Annotated in this window: 19 protein-coding genes and 1 rRNA gene; 3 read left to right on the top strand and 17 right to left on the bottom strand. The window is 41.9% G+C overall.

Annotation, left to right across the window (positions count from 1 at the left end; all coding sequences use genetic code 11):
* Positions 1 to 6: 6 nt before the first annotated feature.
* Positions 7 to 120 (top strand): 5S ribosomal RNA (gene rrf / locus FO442_RS18290).
* Positions 121 to 204: 84 nt separating this feature from the next.
* Here rrf and FO442_RS18285 read toward each other — a convergent pair.
* From FO442_RS18285 to paaE, 4 genes are read right to left on the bottom strand one after another with little or no spacing between them, the layout of a single operon-like run.
* Positions 205 to 1,140 carry a tRNA dihydrouridine synthase gene (locus FO442_RS18285; RefSeq protein WP_144334658.1) on the bottom strand — a complete coding sequence of 312 codons (936 nt, stop codon included), beginning with the start codon at positions 1,138 to 1,140 and terminating at the stop codon, positions 205 to 207.
* Positions 1,141 to 1,146: 6 nt separating this feature from the next.
* Positions 1,147 to 1,818 carry an SDR family NAD(P)-dependent oxidoreductase gene (locus FO442_RS18280; protein WP_144334657.1) on the bottom strand — a complete coding sequence of 224 codons (672 nt, stop codon included), beginning with the start codon at positions 1,816 to 1,818 and terminating at the stop codon, positions 1,147 to 1,149.
* Positions 1,811 to 2,884: a 2Fe-2S iron-sulfur cluster-binding protein gene (locus tag FO442_RS18275; RefSeq protein ID WP_144334656.1), complete on the bottom strand. Its 1,074-nt coding sequence runs from the start codon at positions 2,882 to 2,884 to the stop codon at positions 1,811 to 1,813. Before FO442_RS18275 ends, FO442_RS18280 begins: the two co-directional genes overlap by 8 nt.
* A gap of 2 nt (positions 2,885 to 2,886) precedes the next feature.
* Positions 2,887 to 3,957, bottom strand: a complete 1,071-nt coding sequence (gene paaE, locus FO442_RS18270; protein ID WP_144334655.1) for a 1,2-phenylacetyl-CoA epoxidase subunit PaaE — start codon at positions 3,955 to 3,957, stop codon at positions 2,887 to 2,889.
* Between the two features lie 206 nt (positions 3,958 to 4,163).
* Here paaE and apaG point away from each other — a divergent pair, with 206 nt between their 5' ends.
* A complete protein-coding gene (apaG, locus tag FO442_RS18265) occupies positions 4,164 to 4,556 on the top strand; it encodes a Co2+/Mg2+ efflux protein ApaG (RefSeq protein WP_144334654.1) in 393 nt (130 codons plus the stop codon).
* Here the strand turns inward: apaG and FO442_RS18260 are convergent.
* Positions 4,504 to 5,811: a tetratricopeptide repeat protein gene (locus tag FO442_RS18260; protein ID WP_144334653.1), complete on the bottom strand. Its 1,308-nt coding sequence runs from the start codon at positions 5,809 to 5,811 to the stop codon at positions 4,504 to 4,506. The two genes, apaG and FO442_RS18260, sit on opposite strands and share 53 nt — an antisense overlap.
* 136 nt (positions 5,812 to 5,947) lie before the next feature.
* On the opposite strand from FO442_RS18260, the gene pruA reads away from it, so the two are divergent.
* On the top strand, positions 5,948 to 7,576 hold the full coding sequence (gene pruA / locus FO442_RS18255) for an L-glutamate gamma-semialdehyde dehydrogenase (RefSeq protein WP_144334652.1): 1,629 nt from the start codon (positions 5,948 to 5,950) through the stop codon (positions 7,574 to 7,576).
* A 152-nt stretch (positions 7,577 to 7,728) separates the two neighbouring features.
* Here the strand turns inward: pruA and FO442_RS18250 are convergent, their stop codons facing one another.
* The 12 genes from FO442_RS18250 to FO442_RS18195 all read right to left on the bottom strand — a co-directional run bounded on the left by FO442_RS18250 (position 7,729) and on the right by FO442_RS18195 (position 21,927).
* Positions 7,729 to 8,763: a PorP/SprF family type IX secretion system membrane protein gene (locus FO442_RS18250; protein WP_144334651.1), complete on the bottom strand. Its 1,035-nt coding sequence runs from the start codon at positions 8,761 to 8,763 to the stop codon at positions 7,729 to 7,731.
* Positions 8,764 to 8,765: 2 nt separating this feature from the next.
* Positions 8,766 to 12,755 (bottom strand): T9SS type B sorting domain-containing protein, encoded by a 3,990-nt coding sequence (locus FO442_RS18245; RefSeq protein ID WP_144334650.1) that lies wholly within the window; start codon positions 12,753 to 12,755, stop codon positions 8,766 to 8,768.
* Between the two features lie 278 nt (positions 12,756 to 13,033).
* A complete protein-coding gene (gene paaD / locus FO442_RS18240) occupies positions 13,034 to 13,522 on the bottom strand; it encodes a 1,2-phenylacetyl-CoA epoxidase subunit PaaD (protein WP_144334649.1) in 489 nt (162 codons plus the stop codon).
* Positions 13,516 to 14,268: a 1,2-phenylacetyl-CoA epoxidase subunit PaaC gene (gene paaC, locus FO442_RS18235; protein ID WP_144334648.1), complete on the bottom strand. Its 753-nt coding sequence runs from the start codon at positions 14,266 to 14,268 to the stop codon at positions 13,516 to 13,518. Before paaC ends, paaD begins: the two co-directional genes overlap by 7 nt.
* Before the next feature lie 87 nt (positions 14,269 to 14,355).
* The gene (gene paaB, locus FO442_RS18230) at positions 14,356 to 14,643 is read right to left on the bottom strand and encodes a 1,2-phenylacetyl-CoA epoxidase subunit PaaB (RefSeq protein WP_144334647.1); all 288 of its coding nucleotides are present in this window, start codon (positions 14,641 to 14,643) and stop codon (positions 14,356 to 14,358) included.
* Between the two features lie 11 nt (positions 14,644 to 14,654).
* A complete protein-coding gene (gene paaA / locus FO442_RS18225; protein ID WP_144334646.1) occupies positions 14,655 to 15,602 on the bottom strand; it encodes a 1,2-phenylacetyl-CoA epoxidase subunit PaaA in 948 nt (315 codons plus the stop codon).
* Positions 15,603 to 15,814: 212 nt separating this feature from the next.
* On the bottom strand, positions 15,815 to 16,561 hold the full coding sequence (locus tag FO442_RS18220; protein ID WP_144334645.1) for a proline and serine-rich protein 1 family protein: 747 nt from the start codon (positions 16,559 to 16,561) through the stop codon (positions 15,815 to 15,817).
* 96 nt (positions 16,562 to 16,657) lie between these two features.
* Positions 16,658 to 17,776 carry a DNA polymerase III subunit beta gene (gene dnaN, locus FO442_RS18215; RefSeq protein WP_144334644.1) on the bottom strand — a complete coding sequence of 373 codons (1,119 nt, stop codon included), beginning with the start codon at positions 17,774 to 17,776 and terminating at the stop codon, positions 16,658 to 16,660.
* A 98-nt stretch (positions 17,777 to 17,874) separates the two neighbouring features.
* Complete coding sequence (locus tag FO442_RS18210; RefSeq protein ID WP_144334643.1) at positions 17,875 to 18,912, bottom strand: hypothetical protein; 1,038 nt, start codon at positions 18,910 to 18,912, stop codon at positions 17,875 to 17,877.
* Positions 18,913 to 18,916: 4 nt separating this feature from the next.
* Positions 18,917 to 20,725: a GldG family protein gene (locus tag FO442_RS18205; protein WP_144334642.1), complete on the bottom strand. Its 1,809-nt coding sequence runs from the start codon at positions 20,723 to 20,725 to the stop codon at positions 18,917 to 18,919.
* A gap of 4 nt (positions 20,726 to 20,729) precedes the next feature.
* Complete coding sequence (locus FO442_RS18200; RefSeq protein WP_144334641.1) at positions 20,730 to 21,485, bottom strand: ABC transporter permease subunit; 756 nt, start codon at positions 21,483 to 21,485, stop codon at positions 20,730 to 20,732.
* A 118-nt stretch (positions 21,486 to 21,603) separates the two neighbouring features.
* A complete protein-coding gene (locus FO442_RS18195) occupies positions 21,604 to 21,927 on the bottom strand; it encodes a putative quinol monooxygenase (RefSeq protein WP_144334640.1) in 324 nt (107 codons plus the stop codon).
* Between the last annotated feature and the right edge of the window lie 18 nt (positions 21,928 to 21,945).

The following is a 21,945-nucleotide window of genomic DNA, read 5'->3' as shown; positions in this document are numbered from 1 at the left end:
ATGATTTTAGGTGTCTATAGCAACGAGGTCCACCTCTTCCCATTCCGAACAGAGAAGTTAAGCCCGTTAGCGCTGATGGTACTGCCCTTTTGAGGGTGGGAGAGTAAGTCGATGCCACTTTTAGTAAAGCCGTTCCCAAAAGGAGCGGCTTTTTTGCGTTTTTGTTTTTTGAAAAAATCATGGAATAAATAAGGATAGGGTTACTCAATCGAGTAAGAAGTACCGCAAATGATTCGTTAATTCATTGATATCTTTCGCTTTTTTTACCTTCCGGTATAGCTGATTACCATCCGAAAGACTCTCACTAAGGTATTCCCAATACGATTTCATCTTGCTTAATGCATAACCTCTGTCCGGATTGCAATCCAGAAGACTTGTCGTTAAAAGTTCTGAAAATTGCATAAGTTTGCTACGATATAGTTCACCCGAATCAACAGTTCCAAACTTGATTTCTTCAAATAAACTTGGGTTACTCATAGCACCCCGACCGATCATCCAGGATTGAACAGAAGAAAATTTCCCATCCAGGTAATCAAATTCTTCTTTTGTGGTAATATCACCATTATAGACTAATGGATGCTTCGTTAAAGAAAGACATTCCATAAAACGCTCATGGTCACACGTTCCATTGTATAATTGTTTTGCATAACGTGCATGAATAATAATTTCTGTTATCGGATAGTCATTTAACTGCGGTAAAATCTCCAATATTTCAGAAGTGTTTTCAAGTCCCATACGCATTTTAATTCCTAATCCCATCGTGAGCTTCGGAAATATCGTGTCAAAAAGGTGAAAAATTTCGGAAGGTTTGTTTAAAATGCCTGCTCCAAGATTCCGGTTTGTCACCATCGGATAAGGGCAACCCATATTCCAATTCAGTTCCGAATACCCCAATTCTTCTATATAATCTGCCATGGTGAAAAATTCTTGTGCACTGCAGGCCATGAGTTGAGGAATGACATCAATCTGCGGATTATTTTCCGGGAGAATATCCATTTTCGGAGCGTTTTTGATTGTTCCGTCATTGTTCAATTTCAAATAGGGTGCGTAGAATTTATCTACCCCTTTGAATATAGCAATATGGGCATTTCGAAAGTGATAATCGGTATATGTTTGCAAAGGCGCTAAGGCTAATTGCATAGATTTCTAGGGGTTTGAGATACTCACAGGAATAATTTTCCCGTGAAAGTATTTTCCATGGTTTAAAGTGAAATCTACAATGAATTCAGCAATTTCATCCGGTTGATGAGGAGCCTTATATCCGGGAAATGCTTCCTCCATCATTTCTGTTTGAACAGCCCCTAAACAGAGACAATTAATGGAGATTCCTGAATTTTTGAACTCTTCAGCAAGTAATTCGGTTAATGAAACCAGGGCTGCCTTAGAAGTAGAGTAGGCAGCCAAGCCCGGAAATTTGGAGCTTCCCTGGAAACCGCCAATGGAGGAAATCATAACGATATGCCCTCCCGGCTTCATTTTGGGAATACAAACCTGAGTAATTTCCATTACGGACATCACATTTACCTGGTAACAGTTTTGTATATCTTCCCTGGAAAGTTCCAAAAAAGGTTTTACAGCAATAAAGCCGGCATTGTGAACCAGGTAATCGATCTGATGAATGCCTGAAATGGCTTGCTCAAAATCCGATTTGACAGTCGGACTCAAAAGATCCAAATGAATGTAATGGATCTTATTTTCAGAGCTGTTCTTTAAACTTCTTGCAAAACCAATTGTTTCAAGGCCTTTGGCAGCAAATTGTTTGACCAATTCTTTACCAATGCCGCGGCTGGCTCCGATGACAAGTACATTTTTAGACATCAAAATCCAATTTTAGTATTTCACTTGTCGGATGTGCCTGGCACGTTAAGATATATCCCTCCTTTACTTCTTCATCCGTCAAGGCGTAGTTGATGGTCATTTGTGCACTTCCTTCAACAATTTTTGCTTTGCAGGTACAACAAACACCGCCTTTACAGGAATATGGAACATCCATTCCGGATTGATCCAAAGCGTCCAGAATACTTTTTCCGTTGGTAGCTAGCTCAATTCGTTGGACTTCCCCATCCAGGATGGCGCTTACCTGGGAAACACCTTTAAACGTGCCGACAACGGTCGTTTCTTCCTGCTTCATCAGAACAGGAGTGGTGAATAATTCAAAGTGAATTTTTTCCTTTGCTATTCCGAAAACACTTAAAACTTCCTGGATATTAATAATCATTTCTTCCGGGCCACAGATATAAAATCCATCGGCTCTTAAAAGAGACAGTTCTGCTTTGATCAATTCGCTCACATGTTGTTTGTCCAGTCTTCCTTCCTGGTGTCCCTCATTTTTCTCCTGGCTGAAGAAAAAAGTAGTCGTCACATTTGGAAATGCTTTGATTTCATTCATGAAGAAAGTAGTGTCGATTTTTGAATTCCCGTAGATCAGACGCATTTTTTGGTTTGCACCCAATGATTTTGCGAATGACATGAACGGTGTAATTCCACTTCCGGCAGCGAAACAAACAATATTTGGAGCTTTGGTATCCAGTTTAAAATTTCCCAAAGGAAAATCCAACTCAATTTGATCTCCTGCTTTTAATTCGTTGACCAGGTAATTGGAAACCAGTCCATTGTCTATTGCTTTAACAGCAACTGCAAGATTCGGTTCATTCGGTCCGCTGCAAATAGAATAAGAACGGCTGTGTTTTGTCCCATTCAAGGTTACATGAACATTTACGTATTGTCCCGGTTCGTGTACAAACAGGTCTTTTAAATCAGCGGGGATCTCAAAATGGATACGACTTCCCACCGCTGTAATCCGTTCGTTATTCGCAACTGTAACAATTCCTGAACGCAATTTTTTTGAACCGGAATCTTTCTTGAATTTGGAAAATAAACCCATAATTAATCGTCAAATGATACTGTTAATTTTTCGGAGGTAGGATGTGCCTGGCATGTCAAAATATACCCGGCCGCCACTTCATCTTTCTCCAAGGCATAATTTACATCCATTACTGCACTTCCTTCCAATATTTTTGCTTTGCAGGTACAACAAACACCTCCTTTGCAAGCGAAAGGCAGATCTGCACCCGCCGCATAACCTGCTTCTAAGATAGATGTTCCTGCGGTATTCAGATCAACTTCAATGCGGTCACCATCTAAAATAATGGTCACTTTTGCCAGGACATCCTGATCTTTCGGAACGATAATTTTTGCCTGTGAACCTGCTGTTTTTGTCCCGAATAACTCAAAATGAATGTTGTTTTCAGGAACTCCGGATTCCATCATGGCATTTTTCACAGCATGGGTCATTTCTTCCGGCCCGCAACTGTAAACCGCATCGATGTGTTCTCCCCGCAATAAAGTCCTTCCGATCAATTCTACTTTTTCTTTGTCAATACGACCTTTCTGCAGTGGATTCCCCAGGCTTTCACGGCTTAAAACATGGATCAACTGAAAACGGTTGATGTATTTATTTTTTAAGGCTTCCAATTCTTCTCTGAAAATGATACTGGAAAATCCCTTGTTTCCATAAACCAAGGTAACGGTACTCATTGGTTCATTCATGAGGATTGTTTTCGCAATCGAGATGATCGGAGTTATTCCGCTTCCAGCCGCAAAAAGTGCGTAATTCCTCGCAGCAGAAATTTCCGGTACCAACTGGAAATGTCCGCTTGGTGTCATTACATCCAAAATTTCTCCTGTTTTCAAGTCCGATGTAGCCCAGGTTGAAAAACGACCATCATCTACCCGTTTAACAGCAACCCGTAATTCACCGTCTTGCGGAGTTGCACAAATCGAGTAGGATCTTCTCAATTCTTCACCATCCATTATTTTGCGAATGGTAATGTATTGACCGGAAACAAATTGGTAATCGTTTGTCAGTTCGGATGGGATTTCAAAAGCGATTGAAACTGTATCATCAGTTTCCTTTCGAACATCTTGGACAACTAAAGGATGAAACTTCGGAGTCATTTCTGATTTTTTGAATACAAAAATAGAATTTAATTCGGCTTGAAGGCTACATATTCCAGGTGACTTTCATCATTTTGGGACTTTATCCATGAAATTCCGGAATCTGCTGAACGGCTGGTATTTGTGAAATTAGTTCAATAAAAAATGTGAAAAATTTGTCGGTCTTAATTTAAGTCACTAACTTTCTTCGTCACAAGTGCAATAATATGACACAGATAACCGCGCTTACAGAAGGAGTTTTGATTCGGGTTTCGACTCAGTTTCGGGCAGATGTTTCACAAACAACCGACTCAAGCTATTTTTTCAGCTACCGGATTGATATTGAAAACCAAAATCAATTTACCGTTCAATTGCTTCACCGTGATTGGTTTATTTTTGATTCCTTAAATCCAACGATTCACGTGAGTGGTGAAGGAGTAGTTGGTCAACAACCTATTTTGGAATCGGGAGAATTGTACCAGTATACCAGTGGATGTGAACTCAAATCGGAAATGGGTTCCATGCATGGATTTTATACGTTTAAAAACATGGAGACGGGACAGCTTTTCAAAGTGGATATTCCTGTTTTTCAGTTGAATTTCCCGGGAAAATTGAATTAAACTGTTTTTTTCTGTTAAGCCTGATAACCAGGAAAATGACCGTTAGGGTTAAGGTTGCTACGGCAATCAAAAGAACATAAATCCAAAAGGAAGTTTCCGTTTTTATTTCTTCAGTTTTGAATGCCTCAAAATCTGTTCGCCAGATTTCGTGTTGTAAGTTGGTCAGGTCTTCATCATCTGCGCTTTGCTGCAATTTTAAATCGCTTGAAATTGCCAGCGCTTTCTCCAAATGTTTGGTAGATTCGTCAAATTGCTTCAATTCCTTATAGACTTGCGCCAGGGCAAGCAGTCCATCCTTTTCTTCCTTTAATAAAGAGTTTTTCTTAGCAAGATCTGTTGATTTTTGATACCATATCAGCGCCTTGGCATACTGTTCAATATAAAAATAGTAATCGCCGATGTTGTACAGGCTTTCGGAGATCGACTTCACGTCATTCACAGATTCTCGTAATTTCAGCGCTTTTTGGAAATGTAAAAGGGCGTTTGTTGTGTCTCCTTTTTCAAAATAAACGATAGCCAGGTTGTTTAAAGCATGTGCTTTGGGAGAAGTTAAATTCGTTTTCAGGGCCGTTGAATAGGAGCGTTTAAAGCATTTCTCCGCCAAATCAAACTTTTCGGAAATGCGGTAAATATCTCCCAAACGAGCGTAAGCAGTGCTCAAACCACGATAATTTTTAGACCGCTTAGCTTTGGAAATATAGCTGTCATAGGTTTCTATAGCCAACTTTTCTTTGTTTTGAAGTAAATAAGCTTCGGCTAAAGAAATCATTCCCTCTGTTTTATCGGATGATTCCCGGTCGTCTTTGGTATATGCGATCGCTTTTTTGGCCCATAGCATAGAGGAGTTCCCATCATCCAGTTTTCGGTAACCGGATGCAATGATTCTGCAAACATTGCTCAGTAAGGCCATATCACCTCGTTCCTGCAACGGTGGGAGCGTTGCTTTGGCCATAATGATCCCATCGTTTATACGCCCGTTCATAACATAGAACTCAGCCAGGGTGATTTTCCCGAACTCAATTGCGGGTTGATAATGATTGTCTATTCCGTAAAAGAAAAGCGTTTCGCCAACCATTCTTAACGAGTCGATGGATTCTGACTGATAGTAAAGACTGAGTTTTTTAGCAGCTTCAATGCGTTCGTTTTCACTCCCGTTGGTGAGTAATTTCCATTGTTTTTCCGAGTCGTAGGATTGAGCGAATGACAAAAAATAAGCACATGCAATGAAAAGAATACTGGTTACTAATGTCTTCATAAGCGTGTTTAAATAACAATAATCCAAACATAAGAACAATCTTTTGAATTAACGATGGAAGTTCAATAATATGCTTGCAATCCGATGTGGGAACTCAAAGCAGAATGTGTACATTTGTATTGCAAAAATGTATACTATGTCAAACGCGTTATTTACGGTTCCCAAAGCAATCAATGAACCGGTAAAGGCTTATGTTCCGGGAACTGCCGAGCATACAGCTTTGATCTCTGAATATAAAAGAATGTTGGACCAGGAACCGATCGATGTACCGATGTATATTGGTTCTGAATTGGTTCGGACGAACAATAAAAAGCCAATGTCACCTCCGCACGATCATCAAAGAGTGCTGGGGCATTTCAATTATGGCGATGCATCACATGTTTCTATGGCAATTGATGCTGCAATGAATGCACGTGAGCAATGGGCAAATTTACCTTGGGAGCAGCGTGCGGCGATCTTTTTGAAAGCAGCTGATTTATTGGCGGGCCCTTTCAGAAATAAAATGAATGCGGCAACCATGTTGGGTCAATCTAAAAATGTGATGCAGGCTGAAATTGATGCTGCCTGTGAGTTGATCGATTTTTTCCGTTTCAACGTTCAATACCTGACACAGATTTACAAAGATCAGCCGGAATCCCTTCCGGGAATGTGGAACAGACTGGAATACCGTCCGTTGGAAGGATTCGTTTTTGCTCTTACACCGTTTAACTTCACTTCCATTGCTGCAAACTTATGTGCTGCTCCTGCGATGATGGGGAACGTAATTGTTTGGAAACCTGCTGAATCACAAATGTATTCGGCACAAGTGATTATGGAAGTATTCCGCGCTGCGGGTGTTCCGGATGGAGTAATCAATATGATTTCTGTTGACGGACCTGTAGCAGGAGATGTGATCTTTAAAAACAAACACTTGGCAGGATTACATTTTACCGGATCTACAGGAGTATTCCGTCATTTATGGAAAGAAATCGGGAACAATATCGAGAATTACAAGGCATATCCGCGTATCGTTGGTGAAACGGGTGGAAAAGATTTTGTCATGGTACACAAAAGTGCCAATGCTGCTGAAGTAGCGACTGCTTTATCAAGGGGAGCATTCGAATTCCAGGGACAAAAGTGTTCTGCTGCTTCACGTTCTTATATACCTTCCAATTTGTGGGCAGACGTTAAAGAAATCCTGGTAAACCAGGTAAAGTCATTTAAAATGGGATCTCCTGAAGATTCGTCTAATTTTATCAATGCAGTGATCGATGAGCGTGCTTTTGATAAGATTTCGGGGTATATCGATTATGTGAAATCACAATCGGATGCTGAAATCATCGTCGGTGGTTCGTACGATAAATCAAAAGGATACTTCATTGAACCAACTGTTGTCGTTACCACGAATCCAAAGTTCAGAACCCTGGTTGAAGAAATCTTCGGACCGGTTTTAACCATTTATGTTTATCCTGAAAATCAGTTCGAGGAAACCTTGAAATTATTGGATGAAACCTCTGAATATGCTCTGACAGGTTCCATTATGTCGAATGACCGGTATGCCATTCAAGTGGCAACAAAAGCATTGGAGAATGCTGCAGGAAACTTCTATATCAATGACAAACCTACGGGCGCTGTTGTTGGCCAGCAGCCATTTGGAGGAGCAAGAGGTTCCGGGACGAATGACAAAGCGGGTGCCGCAATGAACTTGTTGCGTTGGGTTTCCGCCAGAACAATTAAAGAAACATTCGTTCCACCGACAGATTATAAATACCCGTTCTTAGGATAAGAAAAAAGAATCATGAAGAAGGGTGTCTGTCAATTGACGGATGCCCTTTTTTATTGAATCGTATAGATCCATAAATCACCTGTTTTTTGAATATAGACACCTTTGAACTATACATTCAAAGAATATTCGATGCGAACTTTGTGGTTAGTATTTTACCAAAGAGAAGGATTGTTCAATCGGTCATCCAAATTGAATCTCAGAAATACCTCAAAACCTCCACGGGATTTAGACACAGGAGTTAAGCGCGAAAGATTGAAATCATAAGCAAGACCAACAGAAAACTGATGGTATTGGAAATAACCTTTTGCAACGAAAGCATCTTTATACCGGCTAAATAAACCCAATGCAGCTGCTACTGGTTTAATCGATCCCGTAAAATGGGAAGCTTCCCGGATGTTGTAGCGTAAATAGGTTCCAAACATGATTTCGGAATATTTGGACTGTAATTGTACATACACTGCAGGCTGAACGGCTAATGGAGTGTTCCGAATGTTGAAAGAGCTGTTAATGAACCCTGAAATGCGCATGTACAATTTATCCTGGGCTAAGGAAATGAAAGAAGAAGCCGGCTGATTGGCATGGTATACGGCAAGTCCGCAATTCACGTGATTATTGATGTTGTTGTTTACCGAATACTTCATCTTTCTGAAAGAGTAAACAATTCCGGCACCGGCATCCATAAAAACTTGGTTATAGGAACCCAAATTTTCTCCGCTTCCGATTCCGGTATTGATTGTATTCCCGTCAAACTGGCTCGCCCAGTTTCCCCTGTTCGGATCCAGTACACGTTGGTTCATTCCCCCGTAAATTCCAATTCGCAGCAAGCTGTAGCGACCCATTTTTATGTGGTAAGCCAAATCGAGGTTGAACTGGTTGGTGGTGACTTTCAAATCCCCGGCAACATCATTGAAAAAGTTGAGTCCCAAAGCAATAAAACTATTGTTATCTGCATCCTTTCGTTGCAATCTTACATCGAAAGACGCTGCAATGGTTTGATAAGGAGATGCAACACTGTTCCATTGGTTTCGGTAGTTTGCGATGATTTGCAAGTGTGAAAAGGCTCCTGCCAATGCCGGATTTAATAGCATGGGGGCATATTCTGTTTGTGCAAAATGCGTATCCTGAGCCGAAGCGCCACCGGCAATTACCTGGGTCAGAAGAACGATGTAAAGGGTTAACTTTTTCATAATTATCTGACTAACGTAAGATTACCGGCCTTTTTAATCACTTCTCCATTCACCAGTTTCATATCCAGGCGGTAAAAATACACTCCCGAATTTTGAGGCGTTCCCTTAAAAGTTCCATCCCAAACCAATTCTGTGGATTGCGTTTCAAAAACCTGTTCTCCCCAGCGGTTAAAAATCAATAATTGGTATGTTTCCAGGCAGGGTAAAGTTCCAAGCAATCCAAATGTATTGTTGATTTCCGGTCCGCTATTATTCGGTGAGAAGATATTTGGTAAAGTCAAATTGTGGCAATCCACATAAACAGTAACGCGTACAGTGTCTGTTCCAATACAACCATCCGGATTGGATCCGACAACGACATAATTATTTGTAGAGGAAGGAACACATACCGGATTATCGCATTCATCACACGATAAATACTGGGCCGGTGTCCAGAGATATGTGGTGGCGCCGGTAACCGAGAACGGAATTTCTGTCCCGATATTTACGCTCATCACTTCCGGGGTCGCTTCAACAGTTAAATTACCAGTAGTGGACAAGGTTAGAGTTTCATTGAGAACACAACCGTTTGCGTCCTTGATAGTTAAATGGTAATGACCTGTCGGAACTCCCGAAAGAATTTGTTGGTTGCTGTTGAGATCAGGCCAAAAATAGGTATACGGACCAACTCCTCCGGAAGCCGAAACGCTAATACTTCCGGCAGTTTCATTGAAACAATCAATGGGGTTAATCCAGGGGAAATCAACTAGTTCGGTTGGTTGATTGATTTTGAATGTATCCAAAGCAAAACAGCCATGATTGTCTGCTACGTTGAGGTAATAAATCCCTTCGCGCGCATTGATTAGGTTTTGACTGGTTGAACCGGAACTCCAGTTATATGTATAGGGAGGAGCTCCACCGGTAACATCCAGGATAACACTTCCTGTATGGTCTCCGTAGCATAACACATGATTTAGATCAATGAGATGGATAGTGGGGATATTTGCACTTGCTTCGACATAAACCTGGATCACAGACACGGCGGTTTGAGGAGCACAACTGTTATTGCTTGTAACGGTAAGTGTCAGACTTACGGTATTTCCCACATCACCCGGACCGGCTGTATAGCTGGGAGAATTCGTATTGCCATTAACAAGTGTCCCCGTGCCGTTATGGGTCCAGGAAGGAGTTCCGTATGAAATTGTGACACCCTCTATCAGTTTTGTTGCTCCCGGACAGAGCGTATCCATTGGATTGGCAACCTGGATACTTGGAGGACTTTCAATAAAGAAAGTGTAAGTTGCATAACTGCTTGCCGGAAAACAACTATTATTACTCAGCAATTCCATGGTTAAAGTTACTGTACTGCCACTCTCTGCAGAAGTGGGGAAGTACGTCGGTGTTATAGTGGTAGGGTCCGAAACAGAACCCAGGCCATTGCTGGTCCAGTAGGCCGTTCCCGCTGCTGCTGTTGCACCAGAAACCGTTCCACTTCCGGTTGCACAAATAGTGTCAGATCCACCTGCAGCAGCTAAAGGTAGCGGATCGATGTGGATGGTATAGGTGGCTGAAGCTGTTTGTGGAGCGCAGCCATTTGTACTGGTTACTGTCAAAGTAAGAATAATAGAATTCCCGGCGTCAGATGTAACAGGGGTATAAACCGGGCCTAGTGTAGTGGGATTGCTCAAAGTGCCACCACCATTGTGAGTCCAGTTAATTGTTCCGTACGTTGCTGTTGCTCCGGTTACCGGTGCCGTTGACGTAACGCAAACGGTCGTGCTTCCGCCCGCAAGAGCAATAGGAGCATGCTGTATATTTAAAAAGAGTTGACTGCTGCTTACATAAGGTGCACATGCATTGTTGCTGGTTACGTTCAAGGTGAGTGTAACTGCATTCCCTGCATCTGTTGGCCCAGGTATATATGAGGGAGAATTAGTTGTTCCGTTGATGATTGAACCTGAGCCATTATGCACCCAATTGGCGGTACCGTAATTAAACGAAGCACCAGTTACAGTATATGGATTACTTTCACAAATAGTAACGCTATTTCCTGCTACTGCTACAGGTAAACGATTTACATTCACTGTATAAATTGCCGAAGCGGATACCGGTGCGCACGAATTGTTGCTTGAAACGGTGATCGTTAGTGACACCGCATTTCCCGCATCCAGCGTAGAAGGAGTGTAGGTTGGTGTTAAGGTTGTCGAATTGCTGAGACTTCCACTCCCGTTATGGGTCCATAAAATAGTCCCGTTAGATGCTGAAACTCCTGAAACGGTTGCTGTTGAATTCGAACAAATGGTTGAAGAATTTGTGATGGATATGGTTGGTAAGCCCTGAACACTGATGGTGAAATCGGCAGTTTCAATTGCCGGTGCACACGCATTATTACTGGATACCGTCATTGTAAGTGTTACAATGTTCCCTACATCACCCGCATTTGGAGTATAGGTTGGATTAATGGTTGTCGGATTCGCTAATGAACCGCTTCCGTTGTGGCTCCAGCTAATTGTTCCATAATTTGCCACAGCGCCTGTAACTGTCAACGAACCATTTTGACAAACAGTTGCAACACCACCTGAAACAGCTTGAGGAAGTGGTGTAATATTCAATATATGAAATGCCTGTGCCGTTCCCGGAGCGCATAAATTGTTACTGGTAACGGTAAGTGTCAGCACAACTGTATTTCCATCATCCAGGGGACTTGGAATATAAGTTGGCGAAGCGGTATTTGCGTTGATTAGGGTTCCGCTGCCATTATGCGTCCAATTGATTGTTCCGAACTGGGCATTGGCGGTGGTGACTGTAAAATTGGTAGTGGAACAAACGGCACTTGTGACACCATCCGTTGCAATTGGATTTCCTTCTACAATTATATTATACGAAGCTTGAGCTGTCGCAGGTGCACATGAATTATTACTTGTGGTTATCAATGTTAATACCACTGTATTTCCTGCATCAGAAGAAGAAGGAGTATAAGTGGGTGTTAAAGTGTTTCCGTTCGAAAGCGATCCGCTTCCATTATGTGTCCAGGATATTGTACCGTTTGAAGACGTGGCACCACTTACCGTTGCCGAATTATTGACACAGATCAGGGAGGTTCCGCCTGCAGTTGCAGTAGGAGCCTGCTGTACAGTGATGACCGATTGGGCTGTATTCGGGCAGCCGATATCGTCCGTAGCAGTTAAGAAGTAGTTTCCGGAGTTGCTTATACTGGCATTGTTGATCGTAACATTTGAACCGGCACTGTTGAAGCTATTCGGTCCCGTCCAGTTGAATGTCAAATTATTTCCGGTTCCGCCTCCTGTCAATTGAATATTTCCTCCCTGGCAAATAATTCCGCTTGGAGCAGTGCTTGCAGTAACGGTATTCAGTGTGAAACTTCCGGGAGTAAAATTGACACAGATTGAGTTGTTCGGATCTGTTACCAGGTTATTGAATAAGGTTTTGGATGGGGTCCAAACATTCCCGGATCCGCTGGTATATTGTGCATCCGTTGGAGAAAAACTTTCAAAAAGAACCGAATAGGTAAAATTTCCGGTAACCGGCAAAACAAATGTATTGTTCGAATAATAGATCACAGGACCTGAAAATGTAATCGTTGCCCGTACAGGGATGGTATTGTTCACTACATATGCATTCGAGATATTCCGGTAGCGGTAAGCGGTTGTCCCGGTATATACAATGACTCCTGAAGCAAGGTTCGACATTCCTGAATTATAAACCAGGTTTGACATTCCGCTACATGCCCCTCCCGAAGGTGTCGGATTAAAACCGTTGATTGCACTGAATAAAGTGTCATTTACAGTAAAGGCATAACAATTGGTATTGAAAGCTGGCCAGGAAGAATTGGTATAGTTATAACTGAGTCCTCCGGTCAGAGCGTACGCAAAGGGAACACCGGAGCTTGGAGTAACAGTGGTTCCTGCAGGTGGCACTGCGGATACCTGAGCAAATAACTCATGACTAAGAAATAAGTATACAAAAGATAAAAGGAAACTTAATCTGATCATAAGTTGAAAAAATTAAGTTCAGAATGTGAAGAGCAAGAGATGGTGAATTGAAGATCTGAACGCGTTGAAAGATGGCCTTGTGATAACTCACTCTGCAGCAAATCAATAACTTGCATAAAGGGACATCTTTTCTTCATAAATGTGCAGTCGATTAATCAATCGCCGCAAATATACGCATTTAAGAGAATAAATATTTGATAATGTACTAGTTGAATACAGTCAGCTACTAAGCGTAACTTACAAATAACACATTGGTCAAAAGAGGTTAATTTTTGAAATTATCTCAGACATTTGAAATAGTCGAAAGGTTCCAGGCAATCGTTGCACTGATAAAGTGCTTTACAAGCGGTACTCCCGAATTGGCTTAGCATTTTCGTGTTTTCTGAACCACATTGAGGACATTTGACAACCGGAGATTCCCCAAACAATGTCAGTTTATCGGCTTCATTTACTGGGGGAGCAATTCCATAAGCCAGCAACTTCTTTTTACCGGCTTCGCTCATCCAGTCCGTAGTCCAGGCAGGTGAAAGTGCGGTATGGAATCGAACGGTTTTCATTCCCTTTTCAATCAGTACTTCCCGGATATTCTTTTCAATATAATTCATCGCCGGACAGCCTGAATAGGTTGGGGTAATAGTTACTTCAACCTCCGTATCCGAAATGACTTTTACAGCCCGTACAATCCCCAGATCAATAACAGAAAGCACCGGCACTTCCGGGTCCGGTACTTCTTCCAAATAACTCCATATGGCAGTTTCGCTTACCATTCCATATTCGGATAAGCGCGCTGCATGTATTGCATTTCTGCCAATAAATGACCGAAATGCTCCGTATGTCTTCCAACTCTTCCACCGTTTAGTTTCCACTTGGAGTCTGGTAATTGAAGCGTTGCCTGCTGTAAAACAAATTGAATACGTTCATTGAACGCCGGACGAAGTGACTCCAAATCAATGGCTATCCCCTGGGACATTAATTCCCGATCCACATCATCCATAAAGAACAATTCGTCTGAGAATTTCCAAAGCAACTGTAATGCATCGTTCACGCGTTTGGCTGATTCTTCCGTTCCGTCTCCCATTCGGATAATCCATTCGGATGAATGTTTCCAGTGGTACTTGGTTTCTTTCAGGGACTTTTCTGCAATAGCAGCAAGTTGCTTGTCTGCTGAATGCTGCAGGGCCTCATAAAATGGAAGTCTGAACGTGTCAAAAATCCACTGACGAACCATGGTTACTGCAAAATCGCCGTTTTTTTGTTCGACCAATTGGGTGTTGAAGTACTGGTTTTCGAATCGCAGGAATGCCAAATCATCCGCATTTCTTCCTTTGCCCTCAACCTGAGCTGCATATTCCAATAAACTGGTTGCCTGCCCGATCAAATCCAATGCAATATTGGTTAGAGCGATATCTTCTTCAATAATTGGGCCGTGACCGCACCATTCCGAAAGACGCTGTCCCAGAATCAAGCTGTCATCAGCTATGCGTAAGGTATATGTAAATAAGCTGTTTTTCATTTTTTAAAGACTTAAGACAGAAGACTTGAGACGAAAGACAAATGCTTGGTCTGAAGCCTTTTGTCTATAGTCTTATGTCTAAATATTTTACATGTGTCCTACACCATCCGGAACTTCATAAAAAGTAGGATGACGATAGATTTTAGTGTTTGCAGGTTCGAATAATGCATCAGAATCTGCCGGATCCGAAGCAAAAATCTGGGAAGACTCAACTACCCAAATCGAAATTCCTTCACTGCGTCTGGTATACACATCACGTGCATTTTCAACAGCCATTTCCGCATCTGCAGCGTGAATACTACCTACGTGCTTGTGGTTCAAACCTACTTTACTTCTAATAAAAACCTCCCATAAAGGCCAATCTTTTCCTGCCATTGTGTATATTTTTAAGATGCTTTTTTTGCTTTTTTCTTTTCGGCATGTGCCATTGCAGCTTCCCGGACCCACATACCATCTTCTTTGGCTTTCAACCGGGTCGCAATCCGCTCGGCGTTACATGGCCCGTTCCCGCTAACCACCTGCCAGAATTCATCCCAGTTGATTTCGCCGAAGTCATAATGTCCTCTTTCTTCATTCCATTTCAAGTCCTTATCAGGAATCGTTAACCCGATCAATTCAGCTTGCGGAACTGTGGCATCAACAAACATCTGACGCAGTTCATCGTTTGTATGTCTTTTGATTTTCCAATCAATGGATTGTTGTGTATGAGTTGAATCCGCATCACTTGGTCCGAACATCATCAGTGCCGGCCACCAAAAACGGTTCAATGCATCCTGGGCCATCGCTTTTTGCTCTTCGGAACCCTTCATTAAGGTACACATGATTTCATATCCCTGTCGTTGATGAAACGATTCTTCTTTACAGATACGAACCATTGCACGTGCATACGGACCATAAGAGGTTCTGCATAGCGGAACCTGGTTCATAATAGCAGCTCCGTCAACCAACCAACCCACTGCCCCCATGTCGGCCCAGGTTAAAGTCGGATAATTAAAGATCGAAGAGTATTTGGCTTTACCGGTGTGCATATCATCGATGCTTTCCTCGCGGGAAGCACCCAATGTTTCCATTGCACTGTATAAATATTGTCCATGACCGGCTTCATCCTGAACTTTCGCCAATAAAACAGCTTTACGTCTCAAATTCGGAGCACGCGTGATCCAGTTTCCTTCCGGGAGCATTCCGACAATTTCAGAATGCGCATGCTGAGATATCTGACGAATCAATGTTTTTCGATAAGCATCCGGCATCCAGTCCTTCGGTTCAATGCGAATATCCTGCTTTAATTTTTCATTAAACGCAGCCTCTAAATCGGCTAAATTATGTTCTTTCATATAGCTAGTTATGAGAGTCAAAGATAGTGATTTTTGGTCAATTTATTGCTATGTTGAGGAGGCTCCTTTTATTCTTGAAGAATTTCTGTGTGCCAGGAAATTAAAAGCTTTGAGAAGACACTCTAAAATAGAAATGTCGAACCTAAAAAGTTCGACATTTCCGGATTGGTTTTGGATTTAAATTTTGATGAATTCATCAAAACAGGGTTGCTCTATTGAACGCTTATATAATCTTGTAAATCACTGTAGTTCGAAGAAAATGTAAATGTTTCTCGTAACAGAAAGTAGTTTGCTTTGTCATAACAGCTGGCGTATGCCGCTTTTGCCCAATCAAGCCGGTTGCTGTCGAAAGTAAAGGTTGCAGCAATGTCTTTAATCTGGTTCGCAGACAAATTCATTTTGGATGCATATACCTTCGCATTTTGCAACCGGTTACTGTCGAAGCTTTCAGCTTTCAAACTGCTTAGGAATTGGCTGAAATATTGGTTGTTTGCGCTTTGACCTTGATTGTAATACCCGTCGCCCTGGTAGTTCGTATACGTTCCGCAGTGGTTGTTTTGATAGCCTCCGCCGTAATAACCGTTTCCGTTGTTACCATAGTTTACCGTTCCGACATTTCCGTTTCCGCTCCAACCGCCTGTTGAATTCCCCAGCAGATTGCTGGCAACAATGGTAAGTGTTCCGTAATTATCCAGTTCTGCTACCAGTTGAGTATTATCCGGGATGTTCAGGTAGTTTTTGAAAATCACCTGACCGCTCCATTTGTCAACGACTTTGACTTGTGTGCTTCCGCCGTACAAATTATAAAATTGGTAGGTGTTGATGTTATTTGTTTGCGTTTGATTAGAGGCGCTAACAATGAATTGTCCTTTTCTGTTCACCCGCAAAATGAATTCAGAAGCATGTGCGAGTGTACAAGTTAAAAGTACGAGTGCGAATGTGAAGTAAATCTTTTTCATGACTTTGAATTTTATAATTAGAGCATAATAAAATTCGTGCCAAAAAAGACGAGGACGGAAAATTTTCCGTCCTCGCGTTTTATAATGTATTGATTACTATCTATTTATCATGACGGGCATCACCAGCATCAAAATGTCCTCATGCTCATTGTCGGATGTATTCGGCATTAATAAACCTGCTCTGCTTGGTTCGCTCATAGCGATCTTCACTTCCGGCGCATCGATGTTATTCAGCATTTCCATTAAGAACCTGCTGTTGAATGCGATCTCAATGTCCGTTCCGTCATAGTTACAGGTTAATCGCTCGTTTGCTTCGTTCGAGAAATCCAAATCTTCTGCGGAAATATTCAATTCGCTTCCGGCAATTTTTAGTTTCACCTGGTGCGTTGTTTTATTGGCAAAGATGGAAACACGTTTGATAGCTCCTAAGAATTGCAAACGATCAACGATCAGAATGTTTGGATTTTCTTTTGGAATTACGGCTTCGTAATTCGGGTATTTTCCGTCGATCAAACGACACATCAAAACGATATCGTTGAAGGTGAAAATTGCATTGGAGTCCGTGTATTCTACCTGAACTTCTTCATCGCCGCGTAAATTCGACTTCAGCAAATTCAACGGTTTTTTCGGAAGAATGAATGCCGAACCACCTGTAGCCTGACCATCTGTTCTGCGGTAACGAACCAATTTGTGAGCATCCGTAGCGACAAACGTGATATCCGAAGGACTGAATTGACAGTACATACCGCTCATTACCGGGCGTAAATCATCATTTCCTGCCGCAAAAAGCGTTTTGTTAATGGCGCTTGAAATGATTTCGCCTGAGATACGAATGCTGGTGCTGTTTTCAATCGCCGGAGTTTTAGGGAACTCTTCGCCATTGAATCCGACCATTTTTGATTTACCGTTATCGTAAACGATCTCCACTCCGAAAGAAGCCGGATCGATTTTGAATGTACACGGTTGGTCCGGAAGGTTTTTCAATACGTCCAAAAGCATTTTAGCCGGAATGGCTACTTTGCCGGAATCGGTTGCCTCTACTTCCATGGTCGTCTGCATCGTTGTTTCGAGGTCTGAAGCAGAAATAATCAATTGACTGTCCGAAATGTTGAACAAGAAATTGTCAAGGATCGGTAGCGTATTACTTGTGCTTAAAACACCGCTGATGCTTTGAAGATGACGTAGTAAATTCGTACTGGATACGATAAAATTCATACTGATTGGTTATTTACGAGAACAAATATACCAATTATTCAAGCGATGAATCTTTGAAAATCCAACTCTTTCCTGACAGTTTTCAACGAGATATTAACCTATTGGGTGGTTGCGTACCTGTTCGGATTGAAATAGATATGCCCCATGATTAAAGGGTTAAAGACGAAATACTGGCATTTAACGACTTGTCCGTCGGGTAGTTCGCACCAGAATCTGTTAATATCGTAAGTCGCCTGATCTCCAAAATCATCCACTTCCGGATCGCCGGTCGCTTTGATTCGGAACATGCGTAATTTTTTCTTTTCACCTTTGGTTGTACGAATTTTCAGTTCACAAAACGGAGTGGATCTTTTCAGGCTGTCCAATTGTTTGTCGTTCAATTCGTAATTCGGGTTCTCGAAGTTGATTCGCTTGAAATTCAACAAGTAACGATAGACCATGTTGGTATCCAGACTGGTCAGGTACTTCCCTCCGAATTTTACCAAATAGTCCTTCTTGATTTTTCGTACTTCGAAGCTTCTGTCCGGTCTCCCGGTGAATTTTACATTGACTTCGGCGATTTCTTCCATCTGGTAAGCAAAAATTCCGGAGCACTGCCACTTTCTGGGGTCGGCAAAGAATCGCGGTTCGATAATTCCCTTCATACCTTTAATTTCGGCAATTACAGGCAAGTCACTTTTTCCTGCTTCTGCGGATTCTATCAGCATGTAAGTTCCGTGATGGTCTGAAGTGGATCCCCCGATATACCAGGTTTTACTCCAGTTGTCATTTTGGAAATACTGAACCTTAATGCCAAGTGTGGAGATGCGGTTGATGACTGTTTTCATCGAGTTTTCAGGAATGTACCCTTTGAAACGCACATTGTAAAGTGCTTCAAGGATATTAAAGACAAGCACAGGCTGAACGCATTGTCCCTTGTCGTCTGTCCAGGTACTTCCATTGCGGACCAAAGTCATTTCCATTCCGTTTGGTTCGGTAATAATTATTTTATTGACTGATGCGGTGTCTTTTATTTCGAAGTTAAAAGCAGCGAGCTGTTCATCAGACTTCCCTTTTTTACTGATTAATTGAGAAGTGAAAATTCCTAATCCCACAAGAAGTGCGATTCCTAAAATAATGATGATAATTCTTTTCATATGACTAAGAACGTGCGTAACGGCGTTTACGCAAGTAGAATAATAAAATTGCTAATAAAATAATGAGCAGGGAAGGAAGAACAATATTGATTAACATGTACTTCGTACGCTGATCTTTGATCTTTTCTTTGTCAATCGGATGGATATCGATCTGTTTGCTTCGGATATCCAGTACCGAGATATCTCCCATCATATAATCGACCATGTTTTGGAAGAATTCCTGGTTTCCGTAGATCAACGGCTGCATGCGCATTTGGGCCATGACCTCATCGTAGCGCAGGTTGTTGAAAGAAATCGGACGATACATCATCTGACCGGTTTTGCTTGGCATCGAATCGTAATAATTGGCGATGAAAGAACCGTTTGCAACAACGAGTACTTTCCCTTCTTCCATACTTCCTGCAAGGAAACCGGATTCCGGATTTTTAGCAAATTCATCCGTCAGACGGTTTTTGAAATGCGAATCAAATTTCCCTTCCGACATTCCTGCAAGACAAATTTTGTTGTTTTCGGATGTCGGGTTATCTGCCAAAATTGGTACTTTACCGTAATTCATCGGCATTGCCAGGCTTATGAGTGGTGCCATACCGGTTACTCTGGAATTGGTTGAGCTTGTCAGAATCGGTGAAACCAACCTGCTTTCACCCGGAATCAATTGGATCTGTGACACATACCGAAGCATCACCGGTTCAATATTTCGTGCGATCGGATGTTTCGTAGGAGTTGCTGCGACATAAAAGAACCAGGGTAGCAGGCTTTGCTTTGCAAATGGTGTCTGGATAGGTGAGCAGCGAACGTCCATAACATAATTGTCGTTCGTTTTAATCCCGTAATCAAACAATAGTTTATCCAGCCCAAGTTCTGTTCGTACGGTGCTTACCATTCCTGTACGGTTCAGAGAATCCTGCGGAAAAGTCAGTTTGTCGAAGAAGCACATGAGTCTTCCTCCGCGCATAACAAACTGGTCTAAAATGTACAGGTCTTTATCCGAATAAGCTGTTCGGGGTCTTGCAATAATCGCCCCGGTAAACCCGTCCAGTGCTTTTAACGAATCCTTCATGACGACATCTTCGACAGAATAATACGGTTCCAGCAGGGATCGGACGCGCTGAGTTTCTGCAAAACGCAGTTCTCCATGTCCGCCAATGAAAGCAATCCGTGGTTTTTGTTTCTGGATGGTTCTTCTCAAAGCAGAGATCAACATGTATTCCAGGTTGTTGATCGAGTTTTGTATCGTTGTTTCAGAGAATTCTTTCGACAATTGAGCCGGCTGTCCCTGGGGTGAACCAGGCAGTAGCTGCACGTAATTTTTTGTAAATCCTTCGTATTCGATTTCTGCTCCTGGCCACAAGGTCATTTGGGTTTGGGAACCGTCTTTTTGGTAAACGATTTCCAATGGAATAATTCCGTTTCCTTTATTGTAAAGAATTTGGAACAAACTCTTCTGTTCAGCTTCTGTTCCTTCCAGGGGATCAATGAATTCGTATTCAATCCGGTCACCCGCGATTTCTTTAAACTCGGCTAGTTTATCTTCAATGGCATTCCGGAAACGTTTGATCTCGGCGGGAAGTTTTCCTTCGAGGTAAATTTTCAGGTATAAGCGGTTGACTTTATTGTTTTTCTTGCCATCTTCTTTCATTTTTTCCAAAAAGCCGATGGAGCCGGATGAAAGCGAATAACGTTCGTCTTCGGTCATGTCGATCCGCGAATAAAGGAATGTTCCGATAATGTTCAGGAAGACGACAACTCCAACAATGATTCCGAGTAAGATCCAGTTGTAGAACTTTTTTAGTTTGTTAGTACTTTCAGCCATCGGATTAACGTTTCAAAGATTTAACAACTGTAAGGGTTGCCGCCAGGAAAATTGCAATCATCCCGAAAAAATAAATAAGATCACTTGTGTCGATCACTCCTTTTTTGATACTTGCATAATGGGACCAAAGTCCTAAATATTGAAATACAATATCAAAATCTCCCATGAGGTTGAACGATCCCAATTGCTCAAAACCGTCGTAAAAAAGCCAGCACAAGAACATGGCTACGATAAACGAAACGATTTGATTACTGGTGATGGAAGAGGAAAAAATACCGATTGCGATCAAAGACGAGCCCAATAAAACAAGTCCGAGGTAGGAAGTAAAAGTAGCTCCTTCATCAATAACGGTTTTTGCAACACCATTTTCATCAAAGGCATCTGCTCCCAAACTGACCATACTGTAGTAATAAATCAAAGTCGGAAGAAGTGAGATCAATAATAAAGTTACGCCGGCAAGGTATTTGGCAGCAATGATTTGGAAATCGGTAATTGGGCGTGTAAAGAGCAATTCAATGGTCCCCGTTTTGCGTTCTTCCGCGATCATCCGCATGGTGATTGCTGGAATCAGCACGCATAACACATAAGGAGCAATGTTGAAAAACGGGATCATATCGGCTTCTTCGCCTTCCATTAAATTGGAGGGGCCGCTGACAAGCCAAAGCATTATTCCAGTAAACACCAGGAAAATGACAATGAAAATATATCCGATGACCGAGCCTAAAAAACTCCTGATCTCTTTCCAGTAAAGTGCTTTCATATCTAATTAACTTCGGCAAAAATAAGAACAATATTGAGAATCTGTTTAAATTCAATTCACTTCCGTGAATCGCTACCATCTGTCGGGGCGGACTCTCGTTAGGAGTAACTATAAACGATTATTCGGGTAGATGGTTGGGTTCAAAGGAACCATCTTCAAAATACGTGTCCACACTCCAGGCTTCCGGTTTTCCGCCGAACCAGGGTTTTATGGTCGACCAAACAGTACCGAACAAATCCGAATCCCGGTAGTTGTTTAACGCTTGTTCATCCTTCCAGTTACTATAAGTGAAAATAATATTCGGGTGATGAATGTCCTGCATTAAACGCATTCCGTAACAATTTTCGAAGGTACTTACCCGCGTGTTGATTGTGTCAAAGAATGCTAGGAATTCATTGACCTTTTCTTCCTGGAATGTCAGTTTAACAATACGTGTGAGCATATTTTTAGTTCAAAAGTT

Source organism: Fluviicola chungangensis (assembly GCF_007558725.1).
GTDB classification, from domain to species: domain Bacteria; phylum Bacteroidota; class Bacteroidia; order Flavobacteriales_D; family Crocinitomicaceae; genus Fluviicola; species Fluviicola chungangensis.
Note: the sequence above shows the minus strand (reverse complement) of the source record. Positions and strands in the feature narration are given on the sequence as shown.

Excerpts from the sequence above, each read along its gene's own strand:
- FO442_RS18285 (WP_144334658.1), bottom strand. The coding sequence starts at position 1,140 with ATGCAATTAGCCTTAGCGCCTTTGCAAACATATACCGATTATCACTTT.
- FO442_RS18280 (WP_144334657.1), bottom strand. The coding sequence starts at position 1,818 with ATGTCTAAAAATGTACTTGTCATCGGAGCCAGCCGCGGCATTGGTAAA.
- FO442_RS18275 (WP_144334656.1), bottom strand. The coding sequence starts at position 2,884 with ATGGGTTTATTTTCCAAATTCAAGAAAGATTCCGGTTCAAAAAAATTG.
- paaE (WP_144334655.1), bottom strand. The coding sequence starts at position 3,957 with ATGACTCCGAAGTTTCATCCTTTAGTTGTCCAAGATGTTCGAAAGGAA.
- apaG (WP_144334654.1), top strand. The coding sequence starts at position 4,164 with ATGACACAGATAACCGCGCTTACAGAAGGAGTTTTGATTCGGGTTTCG.
- FO442_RS18260 (WP_144334653.1), bottom strand. The coding sequence starts at position 5,811 with ATGAAGACATTAGTAACCAGTATTCTTTTCATTGCATGTGCTTATTTT.
- pruA (WP_144334652.1), top strand. The coding sequence starts at position 5,948 with ATGTCAAACGCGTTATTTACGGTTCCCAAAGCAATCAATGAACCGGTA.
- FO442_RS18250 (WP_144334651.1), bottom strand. The coding sequence starts at position 8,763 with ATGAAAAAGTTAACCCTTTACATCGTTCTTCTGACCCAGGTAATTGCC.
- FO442_RS18245 (WP_144334650.1), bottom strand. The coding sequence starts at position 12,755 with ATGATCAGATTAAGTTTCCTTTTATCTTTTGTATACTTATTTCTTAGT.
- paaD (WP_144334649.1), bottom strand. The coding sequence starts at position 13,522 with ATGGTAAGCGAAACTGCCATATGGAGTTATTTGGAAGAAGTACCGGAC.
- paaC (WP_144334648.1), bottom strand. The coding sequence starts at position 14,268 with ATGAAAAACAGCTTATTTACATATACCTTACGCATAGCTGATGACAGC.
- paaB (WP_144334647.1), bottom strand. The coding sequence starts at position 14,643 with ATGGCAGGAAAAGATTGGCCTTTATGGGAGGTTTTTATTAGAAGTAAA.
- paaA (WP_144334646.1), bottom strand. The coding sequence starts at position 15,602 with ATGAAAGAACATAATTTAGCCGATTTAGAGGCTGCGTTTAATGAAAAA.
- FO442_RS18220 (WP_144334645.1), bottom strand. The coding sequence starts at position 16,561 with ATGAAAAAGATTTACTTCACATTCGCACTCGTACTTTTAACTTGTACA.
- dnaN (WP_144334644.1), bottom strand. The coding sequence starts at position 17,776 with ATGAATTTTATCGTATCCAGTACGAATTTACTACGTCATCTTCAAAGC.
- FO442_RS18210 (WP_144334643.1), bottom strand. The coding sequence starts at position 18,912 with ATGAAAAGAATTATCATCATTATTTTAGGAATCGCACTTCTTGTGGGA.
- FO442_RS18205 (WP_144334642.1), bottom strand. The coding sequence starts at position 20,725 with ATGGCTGAAAGTACTAACAAACTAAAAAAGTTCTACAACTGGATCTTA.
- FO442_RS18200 (WP_144334641.1), bottom strand. The coding sequence starts at position 21,485 with ATGAAAGCACTTTACTGGAAAGAGATCAGGAGTTTTTTAGGCTCGGTC.
- FO442_RS18195 (WP_144334640.1), bottom strand. The coding sequence starts at position 21,927 with ATGCTCACACGTATTGTTAAACTGACATTCCAGGAAGAAAAGGTCAAT.